Source organism: Pseudomonas arvensis (assembly GCF_056688935.1).
Map to the genome: position 1 here is coordinate 5120001 of NZ_CP162038.1, position 15514 is coordinate 5135514.

A 15514-nucleotide genomic window follows, 5' to 3' on the forward strand; every position below is an offset into this window, starting at 1 on the left:
GCACCCGCAAAAGCGCCTGGCTGTGTTTTCGTGAAGCCTTGCCAACTGCCCGACGGCCACACCCACTACTCAGATCCCACTGCCTACGTACCACTTGAGCTGATCACGGAGTACGGCCACTTCAGCCTGTTGGGCGGCCGTGAAGTTGACAGCCGGGGCGCTGTTGCCCTGCGCAAGAACAGCGGCAGCGCCTTGCCCGTTGGCTTGGGGCAGCTGGCGTTGCGTACGGCGGTGGTGGAGTCGGCCGCTGCCGCAATCGGTTCTGTGGCCGCGCCTCTGTTAGGCGGGTTGGTAGCGTTGGTGTGGCCCGGGGAGCTGGGCGATAGCGCGCTGTATAGCGAGGAGCAATTACGCTCGATGCAGCAGGCGCGCTCGCAGATGCGTTTGCATATCGAGCAGCGGGAAGACGGTACGCTCAAGGGCTATGGTTTTTACACCGGCGACAACCCCGCTTGGCAGATGATTGAAGTGGTGCAGTTCCAAACACGCAGCGATCAGTTCGTAGCAGATTTGGGTGAGGGTGTTGAGCTGATCTGGACGCCTGCCGTTGATCCAAGTGACACGCTGGGGATTCCGGCGTTGCAGGCTGCGCCGCAGGCGCCGGTGATCTGGATTTACCCGCCTACGGAGAAGGCGGCGCAGATTCTGGTGAACCCGATTTACCCGCCGCAGTATCGGGATTTTATTCTGGTGTTCCCCGTGGGGTCTGGGGCTCGCCCGCTGTATGTGGTGGTGAGTGAGCCGCAGAAAGGGCTGAAGAATCCGGATCATGATTACTTTCCAGCCCCCCGAACAGAAGACATAACGGGCTTTCCTGGCTTGATCCCCCAAAGGCCTGTCACACCAAGGAAAGGCGGGAGTGGCTTACGCGAGCGCTGGATAGATGCAAAAGGCCGGAAATTATTCGAATGGGATGCCAAGAAAGGCGAGCTGGAAGTTTATCGAAACAGTGACTTGGAACACCTCGGCGCATTTGACCCATATACGGCTGAACGCCGAGGACCTGCGAAACCAGAACGCCGAATTTACAGATGAACAGGAATTCAAATAATGGTTATGAAAATCCGATTGCGCTGGTACGAAAAGCATAGCAATGACTTGAAAGCGGATGAGTATTCAGCCGACGTCGATGATGCAGACAGTGTTTTTGAAGCGTTAGATCTAGCCGAAGAAACCGCGATATATGCCGACGTTTTCAATCTGCTGCCTAGCTGGATACCGATCATTCAGCCGCACTTTCAGCACGTGATTGAACCCTCCAATCTCGACTACCAAATCTCCTTCCGCTACCAAGGCGCCTGGCCACCACCTCCAAAACAACCCAAGGAAGCGTCATGAGAGCCACAGCGAAAAAGCCCCTCCTCTACCGCTCCGTCAACACCCGAACCCATGGCGTGCGCCACGGCAGTTGTGGCGCTTACCGGTACGAACGGAATACCAAGACCGAAAAAGACACGCTCGCCACCCGAGGTTCAATGCACAGCCATCAACGCCACGGTTTTGATTACACGCCGCTGTTCCGCTTCCTGTTGTCCAAGGTCGGTCAGCCATGGGACGCGGTTTTCAGCGAAGCCAACGCACGCCTGGATCGGCCGAATCCGGTGTTCTGGGTGGTTGCGCTACATGAAAGCGAGAAACAGGATTACGTGAGAACGGATGAAAACAGCTACTACAGCGGCCTATACGTCGACGACGCAGGTTTGCTGCAAAAGGTAGAACCACAACTGACACCCGAAAACATGAAACCTTATTGCGACTGCTGCACCCACACCTTCAACGGGGTGGTCGTCACGCAAGCGGTGGGCTATGCCCACCGCTGAATAACCGCTTAACCCGCCTTCGTCTCACCCCCCGCCCCACCAATCAACACCCGATTCGCTGGGTCCGTAATGTCAAACACCTGCTGCATGCACGCCGAACGACTCGGCGAGAACTGGAACTCCACCAGATACACCTTGGCCTTCTCCGGAACGAACGTGCTCACCGGCGGCACGCAGCTGTAAAAATCCCCATTGCCGATGCTGCCAGCGCTGCCGAATACGGTGAGTTTCTTACCCGGATCGGCCTGGGTTTCCAGCTGTGGAAAACGCCGGAACCCGGCGCTGGTTACTGTTTGGACAGTTTTGGCGATCCAGTTGAAGACTTGGCCTTCGCCGTTGTACACCACGGTGCCGAGGATTTCCGGGCGTTGGTCGGGGTCGCCTTCGCGGCTGATGGCGAATTTGACGGGGTTGTTGCCGCCCACGGCTTTCATGATGACTTTGGCGTGTTCGGCGTCGACGGTCACGGTTTTCTGGCGAAACTGGATGCCGTCTTTAAGCAGGGTCGGCGAGGAGTCGCGTTGGTTGGATTGGCAGGCGCACAGGGCAAGGGCGAGAGAGAGCAATGCGATTCGCTTCACGAGATGTCCTTATCGGTGTGAGGGGGTGTGATGACTGGACTAGGAATTGAAAGGAATGTTCCGCACTCTCCAAACCTTGAAGGCTGGCCACGATCTCTCTGGTGAGCGTTTTTTTGTGGAGAGCAGGCTTGCCGATGCCGACGTGATCGAGCATCGGTTGCGCGCGCTCCTGACTACGGCGCAACAATGTGCGCAAGTGATTATTTGGGCTGGAAGGTCTCAAGGTACGCCAGGATATTTTCAATCTTCTCCTGATCACTGATCCCCCAGAAGATCATCCGCGTACCACTCACCACCTTCTTCGGCGCCTCGATATAGGCGGCGAGTTTGTCCCGCGTCCAGACCACGCCGGAATTTTTCATCGCATCGGAATACTGATAGTCGGTGGTGGTGCCGGCAGGCCTGCCGATGATGCCATTGAGTTCCGGCCCAAACCCGCCGCGCGCGCCTTCGCCGACGCTGTGGCAACCGCCGCAGGTCTTGGTGAACAGCTTGCCGCCCGCCTCGGCATCGCCGGCCGCCAGGGCTGCATGGGTGTTGAAGATCAGGGCGAGGGTCATCACGGCACGGTACTTCATAGGGACTCCACATCGGCTGGTGCGACGATTATGCCTGTTTGTCAGGAGCGCATGCCCATCCAGATCACCGCTTCGGTCCATGCAGTGACCACGGGCGTCAGCATTTTGAACCAGGGATCATTCACATCGATCTGCGCCGCCGACTGGTCGTGATGGTGCTGTTCCTCATCCACAATCGAAGCAATGGCCGCCACCGCCAGCGGGTCGATGTTGCGCAGGGCGTGCAGCTGATGGGCCAGATGTCTAAGCACCACGCTTTCGACCGCCACGGTGGTGGTCATGATGGCTTTGCGACCACAGAGACCTGTGAGCAAACCCAACGCCAGCCCACCGAGCCCGCACAGCCAGTAGCCTCGGCAACGCGGATATCCTCGGCGCTGCAACTCGGCGTTGAACACGGCACGGTGGCGGCGCTCGTCGCCTAGGAACTCGGTGAGTTCCGCGACCAGGCTCGGGTTGAACAGCCGGGCTATAAACAGTTGGCCGCTGTAGATGCAAATCGCGCCATGCTCACCGGCGTGGTCGACTTTAAGCATGCGATTGCCGAGGTCATGGTCGATCAAGTGAGCGTTCACGGTTGATAGCCTTTTGCGTGGGTTACAAAGCACAGCCATCGTGCCGCACCTCCCGCCAAATACGCAAACTAGACACTCTGAATGACCACCCATCGTTTAGGACATATCCAATCGAACCTATCCCGCCGCGTTCGACTCCACCTTACTAACCCCTGATGGTGGAGTAAGGATCATGGCTCAGCCATCGATTTTAGTGCTGGAAGACGACGAGATCATTCGCTCGTTAATGGTGGATGTACTGGAGGAATTCGGGGCGCATGTCACCTCGTTTCCTTCGGCGGATGAAGGGATGATTTTTCTGGAGCGTGATGATGAACAGGTCGACCTGATTGTCAGTGATGTTCAGATGCCTGGTTTGCTCAACGGCTACGACTTGAGTCGGGTGGTGGCTCATAGATGGCCGGAAGTGCAGGTGGTGCTGACATCCGGCAACACGAAGATCGCGGCGCAACTGGGGGGGTCGGTGCGGTTCCTGCCAAAACCGTGGAGCGCCGAACACCTGCTTGAGTGTGTGCAAACGGCGCTGACGCAACAAGGCTCGCGCCTGCATTGATGGCGTCGCGACATCACTTAAACCGAACTTTGGGACAAGCGCTGCTGTCATTAATGAGCAAGGAGCGATTTTTCTGATCCGCTGGTCAGGCTCTTCGCCTTGTGCATACAGCCAATGGCCATGAGATGTGTAGAATCGTCGCCCACTTCTATGCGTCATTTACGGCCGGCAGGCCCACAGTTCGAGCTTACTGAATGCATTCACAGGTCCCTGACGTTGCTGCGCCCTCATTGCTGGAAGCGTTGCGCACAGGCACGGCCCTACTGCATGTCGCGCTGGAAAAGCGCCTGCCGTTTTTCAGCGAACAACTGGATGCCGACTGGTATCGACGCTTGCTCCAAGCGTATTACGGTTTTTATGGACCAATGGAAGCAGCGCTGTATGACTGTGAGTTGATCCCCGAAGGATTCGACCCTGTACTGCGTGTGAAAACCCCGACGCTGTTGAACGATCTTCATGCCCTTGGCCTGAATAACGACGCCATCAACGCGCTGCCCCGCTGCCCCCACCTCCCGCGACTCGACTCTCCCGCCGCCTGCCTCGGCGCTTTGTACGTGCTGGAAGGCGCCACCTTGGGCGGCCAGGTGTTGCGCCGGGAAATGGCTAAGCGCCTGGACCTGGATGCCGACAACGGCGGTGCATTTCTCAATGTGTATGGCGCCGAGACCGGTCGGCGCTGGAAAGACTTTCTCGACTATCTGGGCCGCCAGCCGCAGGACGCGTCAGCCAGACAGCGTGCAGTGGACGCGGCCCGTTCGACATTCAGCTGCTTTGAGCAATGGCTCGACAGCCAGGAGGTACTGCTATGAAACCCGATGATTTTGAGGAACTGCTTGCCAACTGTGCCGACGAGCCGATCCGCTTTCCCGGGGCGATCCAGCCCCATGGTGTGTTGCTGACGCTGTCCGACCCCGACCTGAAGATCATTCAGGTCAGTACCAACGTCGCCAGCCTGTTCAACCATGCGCCCGAAGCCCTGTTGGGCCAACCACTGCATACGCTACTGGGCGCCGAGCCTGCTGCCGCCGTGCAACACATGGTTGAGCACAACAACTTTATCGACGCGCCGCCGCTGCACGTGACCTTCAACGGTGCCAAGTTCGACGGCCTGCTGCATCGCCATCAGGGCGTGCTGGTGCTGGAGTTCGAACCCTTGCTGGAAAACTTCCGGCCACGGGCAGTGAAGGGTCGCACCAGTGATCTGGGCAAGATGCTGCAACGTTTGCAGGCGGCGAAAACCCTGCAAGCGCTGTACGAAATCAGCGTGAATGAAATCCAGGCCATGACCGGCTACGACCGTGTGCTGATCTACCGTTTCGAAGAGGAAGGCCATGGCCAGGTGATCGCCGAAGCGTCGGCGCCGTCCATGGAACTGTTCAACGGGCTGTTCTTCCCCGCGTCCGACATCCCCGAGCAGGCCCGCGAGCTGTATCGCACCAACTGGCTGCGCATTATTCCCAACGCGGCCTATGAGCCGGTGCCACTGCTGCCCAAGCTGCGCCCGGACAGCGGCGAGCCGTTGGACCTGAGCTTCGCCACCCTGCGCAGTGTGTCGCCGATTCATTGCCAGTACATGCAGAACATGGGCGTGCTGTCGTCCATGAGCATCTCGTTGATGAAGGGCGACAAACTCTGGGGCCTGATCAGTTGCGGCAACCGTGAACCACTGCTGGTACCCAACGAGTTGCGCACCGCCTGCCAGACCATCGGCCAGGTATTGTCATTGCAAATCAGCGCCATGGAAGCCCTGGACCTGAGCCGCCAGCGCGAGGAAAAAGTCGAGGCCCTGGCGCTGCTGAATCAGGCGATGAAAGCCTCAGCGGACAACGTGTTCGATGGCCTCGCCCAGCAAGGCCAAGTGCTGATGGACCTGACCCTGTCCGGCGGCATCGCGATCATCGAAGACAAACAACTGCACCGCTACGGCAACTGCCCGGAACCGGCGCAGATCCGCGCGTTGCACAAGTGGCTGCAAGGGAGCGGCGAGCCGGTGTTTTCCAGCCATAACCTGGCCTCGGTCTACCCGCCAGCCGCTGAGTTCCAGCAAGTGGCCAGCGGTGTCCTGGCCATGAGCCTGCCTAAACCGGTGGACAACGGGGTGCTGTGGTTCCGCCCGGAAGTGAAAGAGAACATCAACTGGAGCGGCGACCCGAACAAGCCGCTGGACCTGGAAAACTCCAACGCTGGCCTACGCCTTCGCCCACGTACCTCGTTTGAAATCTGGAAAGTCGAAATGGCCGGCATCTCCACCAAGTGGAGCCATGGCGACCTGTTCGCCGCCAACGATTTGCGTCGCTCCGCCCTGGAAAACGACCTGGCCCGCCAGGTGCTGCGCGAGCAACAAGCCGTGCGTGCGCGCGATGAACTGGTGGCGGTGGTGTCCCACGACTTGCGCAACCCGATGACGGTCATCTCGATGCTGTGCGGCATGATGCAAAAGGCCTTCAGCTCCGACGGCCCACACACTTCGCGGCGGATTTCCTCGGCCATTGACACCATGCAGCAAGCCGCCGGGCGCATGAATGTGCTGCTGGAAGACTTGCTCGACACCTCGAAAATCGAGGCCGGGCGCTATGTGGTCAAGCCGGTGGCGCTGGATGTGAGCCAGATGTTCGAAGAGGCCTACTCGTTGCTCGCACCGCTGGCGATGGAAAAAGGCATCGACCTGTCGTTCAACGCCGAGCCTGGTCTGTTGATCAACGGTGACCCGGAGCGGCTGTTCCAGGTGCTGTCGAACCTGATCGGCAACGCCATCAAGTTCACGCCACGCCAAGGCAATATCGGCATCAGCGCCATGAGCAACGGCGAAGAAATCGTGTTCTCGGTGCGCGACTCCGGCGAAGGCATTGCGCCAGAGCAGTTGCCCCATGTGTTCGACCGCTACTGGACCCAGACCGAAAACAACCCCACCGGCAGTGGCTTGGGGCTGTATATCACCCAAGGCATCGTCCAGGCCCATGGCGGCAAGATCGTGGCGGAGAGTGAGGTGGGCCGTGGCAGTGAGTTCCGGTTTACCGTGCCGAAGGTGATTGGAGACTCACACACCTGACACTCCCACCGTGATCTGGTGTTGTCATCACACCGGCAACACCACCACCTCCTCCAACCCACCGCCCGGGCGTTCTGCCAGGGTGAGAGTGCCGCCGTGCTCCAGCACAATAGCGCGGGCAGTAGACAGGCCAAGCCCAACACCGCCGGTGCTTTTATTGCGTGAATTTTCCAGGCGATAAAACGGCAGGAACACCTGTTCGCGGTGCTCGGCGGCAATCCCCGGCCCGCGATCCCGCACGCGGATCACCACTTGATGCGCCCCTTGTTGCAGTTCGATTTCCGGCGCGTGCCCATAGTGAATGGCGTTGTCCATCAGGTTGGTCATCACGCGCTTGAGGCCCAGGGGCCGGCCGAAGTACACCAGGCGTGGCGGGCCGCTAAAGGCCAGGTCGATAGCCTGGTCGCGGTAGTCGTCGATCAAGGTTTGCAACAGTTCCGACAGGTCCACCGGCAGGCATCACTTGGCTGGGTCAAGGCGTCATCTAAAACCATTCGACGCGGCCCGTCATATATTTCAATCGTGCAATAAAGCGTCAACGGCGCAATAAACCGGACATCTTTGCGCAAGGCACCAGCGCCAGAATCGGCGTCCCTTTTGCGGAGACTGTGCCCATGCGTGCGCTGACCTAACCCCACCACCTGGCTCGCCAGGCGGTACTGTTGCTGACTGTGTCCTACCTGGCGGGCTGTGCGAACCCGACGAAAGCGCCGTCCACCCGCTGCGCGCAGGTGAACTACCCGGTGCATGACCCGGCCGAACGGGTCAACCGTAGTGTGTTTGCATTCAACCGAGCGGTGGACAACTACGCGCTGGCGCCTGTTGCTCGCGGTTACCGCTACCTCCCGGAATTTTTCCAGCAGGGTGTGCATAACTTCGCGAGCAACTTCAGCGAGCCGAAGGTATTTATCAACGATCTACTGCAAGGCAACCCACGCCGTTCGGTCAACACCCTTGGCCGTTTTGCAGTGAATACCACGGTAGGTGTGGTGGGGTTGATTGATGTGTCGGACCGCCTGGGCATCCCGCGCCACTCCGCCGACTTTGGCCAAACGTTCGGCGTATGGGGCGTGGGTGCCGGGCCGATTGTCGAATTGCCATTGCTCGGCACCAGCAACAGCCGCGATGCGACAGGCAAGGTGTTGAGCTTCCTGGTTTCGCCGCTGGGAGACAGCGATACCGTGCAGACATTGGGCACCATCAGCCTGGTGGGCGGAACGGTCGACACCCGGGCGTCATTGTTGCCGCTCACCGATAGCCTGCAAAAACTGCCGGATTACTACAGCGCGTTACGTAATGTGGTGGCACAAAACCGCGCAGCCTTCGTGCTGGAAGGCAAGGAAGGCGCGACATCCCCTGCCACCGAAGGCTGCGCAAAGGGCGCCGCTGATGACTTTTGACTACGGTCGTCACGGCCGTCATATCTTGCAGTAAGGCGTTTATAGCTCGCCCTTCCTCGCCCTCTGTAAGTTTGGCGCCACTTCGCTCTAAAGGGCGAAGTCCCCCTAGACTGATAGAAGGATACTTCCATGCTCAGCCCTATCAACTGCGCAGTGCCCCCCCTTCAATACCCCGCAGCGCCGCAGGATGACGCCGCCCTTCAACGCAAGAAGCGCAGCATTGATGAGCGTCAATCGCAACTGGAGCCTCAGGAGTCCGACGGTTCAGCGCGCAACAGCCGACGCACGGGCAGCGGTGGCCTGGACAGCCTGGGCAAGGGTAACCTGCTCTAAATCGTCGCACGAAGGGCTGTGCACAGCCCTTCGTCTCCACAAGCCGCCACGCCTTAACAAAACACTGACATCCATTGCGCTAACCTTGCCGGTTCAACCCTGGCCGGAGCCTTTTACTGCATGCCACATCCCGACACCTTGCCCGCCGTGCTCGCCGGCCCTCTGCTGCGACGCCTCGAACCCCAGCGGCTGGTGCTGTGGCTGGTGGGAAGCCGAGCATTGCCACTGATGCTGAGGCTGCAATGTGCCGAGCAACGCCTGGATATCCCGCTAGGCCAGGACCAGTGCCAAGTCGTGCCGGTGGGACGCGAGGCGTTTGTCCACCTGATTGATGTACGACTGGAGGAAGCGCTGCCGCAGGATGTAGTGATCGACTATGACCTGCTCGTCGACGGCATTGGCATTGCCCAATGGGCACCCCACTTGCTGTACGCCAACGCCCAATATCCGAATTTCGTGCTGCACAGCCGCATCCATCAACTGGTACACGGTTCGTGCCGCAAACCTCACCACAGCGCCGACGAAGGCTTGCTCTGCGTCGATCGCCTGCTGGCCGATGCACAAACACCCGCCGACCGTCCGGCCTTGTTGATGATGAGCGGCGACCAGGTGTATGCCGACGATGTCGCAGGGCCGATGCTGCGGGCGATCCACGGGCTGATTGCGCGCCTGGGCCTGTTTGACGAATCTCTGGAAGGCGCCGTGGTCGACAACAGCGCCAGCCTCTACGCACATAGCGCCAGCTACTACAACCGCGCCGATCTGCTCCCGGCGCTGGACAGCAACGAGACCCTGCGCGAGCGGTTTTTCGGCGGCGTGAAAAAGCCGATTTTCACCAGCAGCACCGCCGACAATCACCTGGTGACCTTCGCCGAGGTCATGGCGATGTACCTGCTGGTATGGTCGCCCACGCCCTGGCGCCTGATCAACCCGCAGCCACCCCAACTGAGCGCCGATGAATCCTTGCGCTACGCTCGCGAGCAGGTGACGGTGGATAAATTTCGCGAGGGCTTGCCGGGTGCTGCGCGGGTTTTCGCCCATCTGTCCACACTGATGATCTTTGACGACCACGACATCACCGACGACTGGAACCTCAGCGCGCAATGGGAAGAAACCGCCTACGGTCATCCATTTTCCAAGCGCATCATCGGTAACGCCCTGCTCGCTTACCTGCTGTGCCAAGGCTGGGGGAATAACCCGGATGCCTTTGATGAGCTGGTGGGCCAAACCCAGGCACTGGCAACCCAGACGCAGAACAATCATCTGGATGCCCTCGCGCAGGACAATTTGCTGGCAACCCTGCTGAAATTCCAGCAGTGGCATTACGTCCTGCCCACCACGCCGGCCCTGGTGGTGCTCGATACCCGCACACGGCGCTGGCGCAGCGAATTCACCCTCAAGCAACCGTCCGGCCTGCTGGACTGGGAAGCCTTGAGCGAACTGCAGCAGGAACTGCTCGATCACCCCTCGGCCATCATCGTCTCGCCCGCGCCGATTTTTGGCGTCAAGCTGATCGAGACCGTGCAGAAAATCTTCAGTTGGTGCGGCCATCCATTACTGGTGGACGCCGAAAACTGGATGGCCCATCGCGGCGCGGCCCAGGTGATCCTGAACATCTTCCGTCACTCGCGCACGCCGGGTAACTACGTGATCCTCTCGGGCGACGTGCACTACTCGTTCGTCTATGAAGTACTGATCCGCCACCGCGACGCTGGCCCCAGGATCTGGCAGATCACCAGCAGCGGCATCAAGAACGAATTCCCACCGCGACTGCTGGAATGGTTCGACCGTCTCAACCGCTGGCTGTACTCGCCGCGCTCGCCTCTGAACTGGTTCACTCGCCGGCGCACCATGCAGGTGGTGCCACATATTCCGGAACATGCCGAAGCCGGTGAACGGTTGTGGAATTCAGCAGGGATCGGCCAGGTGTTTTTCAACGAGCGGGGGCAGCCTGAGGCGATTTACCAGCACAACGCCGATGGGAAACCTCGGACAAGAATGGCGGCGCCAAAGCAGTAGCCTACTGCCACCATCCAACAGCATCACACCCCCCTATTCAAAGCGTTCAATCCCCGTTGTACAGTAGCCCCAGCCACGGAGTATCGGCGTCAATATTGGTAGGCCTTGGTTGCCTGCCGCCGCAAGGAATGCGCAGATGAACGATACTTCCGGCAACAACCCGCTCAATCATGCTTTTTCTCACTTTAACGCCGACATGTTGCACACCGTGCTGGAGCTGGTCAGCGACGGCATTTGGGACTGGAACGCCAATACCGGGTTCGTCTACCGCAGCCCAGGCTGGTACGAAATGCTGGGCTACCCTAGCCACTCCCTGGAAAACAGTGTGTTCACCTGGGAGAGCGTCATCCACCCGGAGGATTACCCCCACGTGATGACGGTGTTCGATGATTACATCCACCGGCGCACGCCCCATTACCAGACCGAATACCGTTGCCGCAAAAAAGATGGCGGCTACCTGTGGATTGAAGACCGTGGTTACGTGATTGCACGCAATGAAGACGGTTCGGTTGCACGCATGGTGGGTGCCCATCGCGATATCCATCTGCGCAAGTCCTTGGTCGAGCAGTTGGAGCGACGCAATCAATCCCTTGAGGCACTGGTGGCCGAGCGTACGCGCGAGCTGTCGCGGGTCAATCAGCAGTTGCAATTACAACTGGACGAAAACCGCTCACTGGCCGAACGGGATGCCTTGACCCTCGTCGCCAACCGTTACCGCCTGGAAAAAGTGCTGCTGGAAGCCTGCGACCGCGCCCAGCGTTTTCGCCTGCCATTGGCACTGATCGCGATGGATATCGATGACTTCAAGCCGATCAATGACCGACACGGTCACGGCGTAGGCGACCAAACCCTGGTGCAGGTCGTGGAATGCCTGGAGAGCTGCATCCGCCCAGGCGACCTGCTGGCGCGCTGGGGTGGCGATGAGTTCATGGTGGTGCTGCCCAAAAGTTCGCTGGAAAACGCCACGGCCCTGGCCGAGAACATCTGCCGAACGATGCGCAACATGCCGATACGCGATGACCTCATCGTCACCCTGAGCCTCGGCGTGGCCGAGCGGCGCATGGATGAATCCCCCGCCGCCCTGATGGCACGTGCCGATCAGGCGCTGTATCGCGCCAAGGCGGCGGGGAAAGATGGCGTGTCGGCGTAGCCCTGTCAGCGCACCGGCGGCGCGTACTGGATGCCGCCGTTGTTCCACAGGGCATTGAGGCCGCGCTTGATCTTCAACACGCTGCCCTGGCCAATATTGCGCTCGAACACCTCACCGTAGTTGCCCACCTGCTTGACGATCTGCACCACCCAATCCTTGCGCAGTTTGAGGTCCCGTCCGTACTCGCCATCGGCGCCGAGCAGCCGCGCAACGTCCGGGTTCCTGGTGGTCTTGGCCTGCTCTTCGACATTCTGCGAGGTGATGCCCATTTCCTCGGCGTTGATCATCGCAAACAGGGTCCACTTGACGATGCTGAACCACTCGTCATCGCCCTTGCGCACCAGCGGGCCCAGCGGCTCCTTGGAGATCACTTCCGGCAACACGACGAATTCATCCGGATGGGCCATCTTGATGCGCTGTGCGTACAGCCCGGACTGATCGGTGGTCAGCACATCGCAACGCCCGGCTTCCAGGCCCTTGGCGCTTTCGTCGGCGGTGTCGAAGGTGATCGGCGTGAACTTCAGGCCGTGGGTGCGAAAGTAATCGGCAACGTTGAGCTCGGTGGTGGTGCCGGCCTGGATGCACACGGTTGCGCCGTCCAGTTGCTTGGCGGCCGTGACACCCAGTTTGTTGTTCACCAAAAAGCCGATGCCGTCGTAGTAGGTGACGCCGGTGAACACCAGGCCCATGCCCGAATCGCGGGAGCTGGTCCAAGTGGTGTTGCGTGAGATCAGGTCGATTTCGCCGGACTGCAGCGCGGTGAAACGCTCCTTGGCGGTCAACTGGGTGAACTTCACTTTGGACGCGTCACCAAACACGGCCGCCGCTACGGCGTGACACACATCCACGTCAATGCCGGTCATCTTGCCGTGGCTGTCGGGCACGCCAAAACCGGGCAACCCGTCGCTGACACCGCACTGGATAAAGCCTTTTTTCTGGATCGCGTCCAGGGTCGAACCGGCATGCGCGGTGCTGGCCAGCCCAAAGACGGCGGCGGCACTGATCATGGCCAAGGTGGTTTTAAATGGGTTCATGCGAGGCTCTCCCTGTCGTTCCTTATTATTCGGCACCGCACAGCCTGCGCCGGTTTCTGATGTTGCCTGGGCAGTATTGACGGGTTTGGCGCGCAGCCACAAACGACCTTTTGGCAACAGCTCCTTCCGATTTGGAATGACCCGGCGACTTTATTTCGTTTGCGACAAGGCCAGGCCCACGGCTTAGATAAAAAGACGCCCGCCACTGCCGAGTCCAGGATTCATGAGCCGCGAAACCATCAGCCAGTCGATTTCCATCGTTCATCCCATCAGCCTCAGCCACGGCAGGAATGCCGAGGTCTGGGACACCACGGGCAAGCGCTATATCGATTTTGTCGGCGGCATCGGTGTGCTCAACCTCGGCCATTGCCACCCCGGCGTGGTGCAGGCCATTCGTGAACAAGCAACGAAGTTGACCCACTATGCGTTCAACGCCGCGCCGCATATGCCCTACATCGAACTGATGGACCGCCTGACCGCGTTTATCCCGGTGGACTACCCCATCAGCGGCATGCTCACCAACAGCGGCGCCGAGGCCGCAGAAAATGCCTTGAAAATCGTACGCGGCGCCACCGGCCGTACGGCGGTGATTGCCTTTGACGGGGCTTTCCACGGCCGTACGCTGGCCACCCTCAACCTCAACGGCAAAGTGGCGCCCTACAAGCAAAAGGTCGGCGTCCTGCCCGGCCCGGTGTATCACCTGCCCTACCCCAGCGCCGACAATGGCGTGAGCTGCGCTGAGGCGCTGAAGGCCATGGACCGCCTGTTCAGTGTGGAAATCGACGTCAGCGACGTAGCCTGTTTCATCCTTGAACCGGTGCAAGGCGAGGCCGGATTCCTCGCCCTGGATATCGAGTTCGCCCAGGCCCTGCGGCGCTTCTGCGATGAACACGCGATCCTGCTGATTGCCGACGAAATCCAATCCGGTTTTGGCCGCACCGGCCAGCGTTTTGCCTTCTCGCGCCTGGGCATCGAACCGGACCTGATCCTGCTCGGCAAAAGCATCGCCGGCGGCGTGCCATTGGGGGCGGTGGTCGGGCGCAAGGCGTTGATGGACAACCTGCCCAAAGGCGGGCTGGGCGGCACTTACTCCGGTAACCCCATCGCCTGCGCGGCGGCACTGGCCACGCTGGACGCTATGACGGATGAGGCGTTACACGCCTGGGGAGCCCGGCAGGAGGCCGCTATTGTGAGCCGCTATGAAACCTGGCGTGCGCAGCACCTGACACCCTTTTTGGGCCGCCTGACCGGCGTCGGCGCCATGCGCGGCATCGAACTGGTGAATGCCGACGGCACACCTGCGCCCCAGCAACTGACCCGACTGCTGGGCCTGGCGCGGGATGCCGGGTTGCTGCTGATGCCCAGTGGCAAGTCGCGGCATATCATTCGGCTGCTGGCACCGTTGACGATTGAGCCCGAGGTGCTGGAGGAAGGGCTGGTTATTCTTGAACGGTGCCTCAAGCAGTTGGAGTAATCGCGTCAGCGCCATTACGCTGGACCAATGCGTGCAGGCTCGCCGATTATCCACGACACCTCTATACCGTAGGTTTGTTTTGTGGACGAGCGGTGCGCTTGCAGCGGGCGCTTACTGCCTTGCACCGCGATAAGGGCATTGTGCTGCCTTGACCTGATCCCCCTCCCCCCTGAAAATGCGCGACGCTTTTTTGTCTTCCCCGTTTACTGAAGTAGTGAAATTTCAATGTCCGATTCTTACACCGAACACTCCACCGAAGAATCCGTAGTCGCCCTGCACGCCAAAGCTGAATACGAAAACGCCATCAATCTTTCACAGCATGTGCCAGCCGCCAAGATCATCAGCGAGATGGTGCTGGACGCGTTTCACACCTCCAAGGAAAGCGACCAGATCCGCGAGTTGCGCCTTGCCATCCGCCAGGCCCACGACGCGTTCGATGACGATAAGGCCTACGACCTGATGGGCCAGCTCAAGCAGCTCAAGGACGCCGAAGCCGCCGACAACATCGCGCTGGAAGACCTGAGCAGCAAATTCTCCATCAGCCGCATCCTGTCCAGCTTCAAGGACGACCCCGAGTTCCAGGAGCTGGTCTACGGCCTGGCCCTCAAGGTGCTGAACCAGTCTCACCAGGCCATCAGCAACCCCAGCGCCGGCAAGAGCAAGGCTTCCCGTCCCAAGAAAGAAGCCGAGGTGTTTGTGATCAGCAAGGACGGCATCAGCGTCACCCTGCCACTGCGCACGCCACGCTCCAAGCTGAACATCGACCGCGAGGCGTTTGAGTTCCTGGGCTTCAGCTTTGTGGGTGAAGGCGATGAAGCCGAGCTGGAAGTCGAGAGCTTTGTGGATAACTCGGGGGCTGAACAGCCGCTGACCCGCAAGAGCGTGATCAGCGCACTGCAGCAGCAGAGCGCGTTTGATGGATACAGCATCGCGCAACAGTGACACCAC

The 15514-nt window shown here is 59.9% G+C and carries 16 protein-coding genes and 1 pseudogene (1 of these 17 running past the window's edge); 12 read left to right on the top strand and 5 right to left on the bottom strand.

Going from position 1 to position 15514, the window contains the following annotated elements:
- The 3 genes in view from AB3G88_RS23200 to AB3G88_RS23210 are tightly spaced (at most 15 nt apart) and all read left to right on the top strand, a layout consistent with a single transcriptional unit that may run on beyond the window.
- Positions 1 to 1035: the 3' portion of an S-type pyocin domain-containing protein gene (locus AB3G88_RS23200; RefSeq protein ID WP_480451828.1), read on the top strand. The gene continues 129 nt to the left of window position 1, outside the view; 1035 of the gene's 1164 nt are visible here — the last part of the coding sequence; its start codon lies beyond the left edge, outside the window; its stop codon occupies positions 1033 to 1035.
- Between the two features lie 15 nt (positions 1036 to 1050).
- Positions 1051 to 1338, top strand: coding sequence for a colicin E3-like toxin immunity protein (locus AB3G88_RS23205; protein ID WP_400530185.1), 288 nt, complete (start codon positions 1051 to 1053; stop codon positions 1336 to 1338).
- Entirely contained in the window at positions 1335 to 1820 is a 486-nt protein-coding gene (locus AB3G88_RS23210; protein ID WP_480451831.1) for a hypothetical protein, read from the top strand. Before AB3G88_RS23205 ends, AB3G88_RS23210 begins: the two co-directional genes overlap by 4 nt.
- 8 nt (positions 1821 to 1828) lie before the next feature.
- Here the strand turns inward: AB3G88_RS23210 and AB3G88_RS23215 are convergent, their stop codons facing one another.
- The 3 genes from AB3G88_RS23215 to AB3G88_RS23225 form a co-directional block, all read right to left on the bottom strand.
- Positions 1829 to 2401 (bottom strand): hypothetical protein, encoded by a 573-nt coding sequence (locus tag AB3G88_RS23215; protein WP_099587295.1) that lies wholly within the window; start codon positions 2399 to 2401, stop codon positions 1829 to 1831.
- A 200-nt stretch (positions 2402 to 2601) separates the two neighbouring features.
- Positions 2602 to 2979: a c-type cytochrome gene (locus tag AB3G88_RS23220; RefSeq protein WP_099587294.1), complete on the bottom strand. Its 378-nt coding sequence runs from the start codon at positions 2977 to 2979 to the stop codon at positions 2602 to 2604.
- Positions 2980 to 3020: 41 nt separating this feature from the next.
- Entirely contained in the window at positions 3021 to 3554 is a 534-nt protein-coding gene (locus tag AB3G88_RS23225; RefSeq protein ID WP_480451834.1) for a demethoxyubiquinone hydroxylase family protein, read from the bottom strand.
- Between the two features lie 172 nt (positions 3555 to 3726).
- Here AB3G88_RS23225 and AB3G88_RS23230 point away from each other — a divergent pair, with 172 nt between their 5' ends.
- The 3 genes from AB3G88_RS23230 to AB3G88_RS23240 all read left to right on the top strand — a co-directional run bounded on the left by AB3G88_RS23230 (position 3727) and on the right by AB3G88_RS23240 (position 7156).
- On the top strand, positions 3727 to 4107 hold the full coding sequence (locus tag AB3G88_RS23230) for a response regulator (RefSeq protein WP_099587293.1): 381 nt from the start codon (positions 3727 to 3729) through the stop codon (positions 4105 to 4107).
- A 194-nt stretch (positions 4108 to 4301) separates the two neighbouring features.
- Positions 4302 to 4916, top strand: a complete 615-nt coding sequence (locus AB3G88_RS23235; protein ID WP_480451836.1) for a biliverdin-producing heme oxygenase — start codon at positions 4302 to 4304, stop codon at positions 4914 to 4916.
- Positions 4913 to 7156, top strand: coding sequence for an ATP-binding protein (locus AB3G88_RS23240; protein WP_480451838.1), 2244 nt, complete (start codon positions 4913 to 4915; stop codon positions 7154 to 7156). The genes AB3G88_RS23235 and AB3G88_RS23240 overlap by 4 nt, the downstream gene beginning before the upstream one ends.
- Positions 7157 to 7183: 27 nt before the next feature.
- Here the strand turns inward: AB3G88_RS23240 and AB3G88_RS23245 are convergent.
- Positions 7184 to 7606, bottom strand: a pseudogene (locus AB3G88_RS23245) (sensor histidine kinase); the annotation flags it as partial.
- 191 nt (positions 7607 to 7797) lie between these two features.
- On the opposite strand from AB3G88_RS23245, the gene AB3G88_RS23250 reads away from it, so the two are divergent.
- From AB3G88_RS23250 to AB3G88_RS23265, 4 genes are all read left to right on the top strand, one after another.
- Positions 7798 to 8556 carry an MlaA family lipoprotein gene (locus AB3G88_RS23250; RefSeq protein ID WP_480454474.1) on the top strand — a complete coding sequence of 253 codons (759 nt, stop codon included), beginning with the start codon at positions 7798 to 7800 and terminating at the stop codon, positions 8554 to 8556.
- Positions 8557 to 8685: 129 nt separating this feature from the next.
- Complete coding sequence (locus tag AB3G88_RS23255) at positions 8686 to 8889, top strand: hypothetical protein (protein ID WP_480451840.1); 204 nt, start codon at positions 8686 to 8688, stop codon at positions 8887 to 8889.
- 120 nt (positions 8890 to 9009) lie between these two features.
- Positions 9010 to 10908 carry an alkaline phosphatase D family protein gene (locus AB3G88_RS23260; protein WP_480451842.1) on the top strand — a complete coding sequence of 633 codons (1899 nt, stop codon included), beginning with the start codon at positions 9010 to 9012 and terminating at the stop codon, positions 10906 to 10908.
- Between the two features lie 136 nt (positions 10909 to 11044).
- Positions 11045 to 12058 (top strand): sensor domain-containing diguanylate cyclase, encoded by a 1014-nt coding sequence (locus tag AB3G88_RS23265; RefSeq protein ID WP_480451844.1) that lies wholly within the window; start codon positions 11045 to 11047, stop codon positions 12056 to 12058.
- Positions 12059 to 12063: 5 nt separating this feature from the next.
- On the opposite strand, the gene AB3G88_RS23270 is transcribed toward AB3G88_RS23265, so the two are convergent.
- A complete protein-coding gene (locus AB3G88_RS23270; RefSeq protein WP_400530203.1) occupies positions 12064 to 13092 on the bottom strand; it encodes an amino acid ABC transporter substrate-binding protein in 1029 nt (342 codons plus the stop codon).
- Between the two features lie 223 nt (positions 13093 to 13315).
- Here AB3G88_RS23270 and AB3G88_RS23275 point away from each other — a divergent pair, with 223 nt between their 5' ends.
- Complete coding sequence (locus AB3G88_RS23275) at positions 13316 to 14566, top strand: 2-aminoadipate transaminase (protein ID WP_191948307.1); 1251 nt, start codon at positions 13316 to 13318, stop codon at positions 14564 to 14566.
- 225 nt (positions 14567 to 14791) lie between these two features.
- A complete protein-coding gene (locus AB3G88_RS23280) occupies positions 14792 to 15508 on the top strand; it encodes a hypothetical protein (RefSeq protein WP_099587284.1) in 717 nt (238 codons plus the stop codon).
- Positions 15509 to 15514 lie beyond the last annotated feature (6 nt).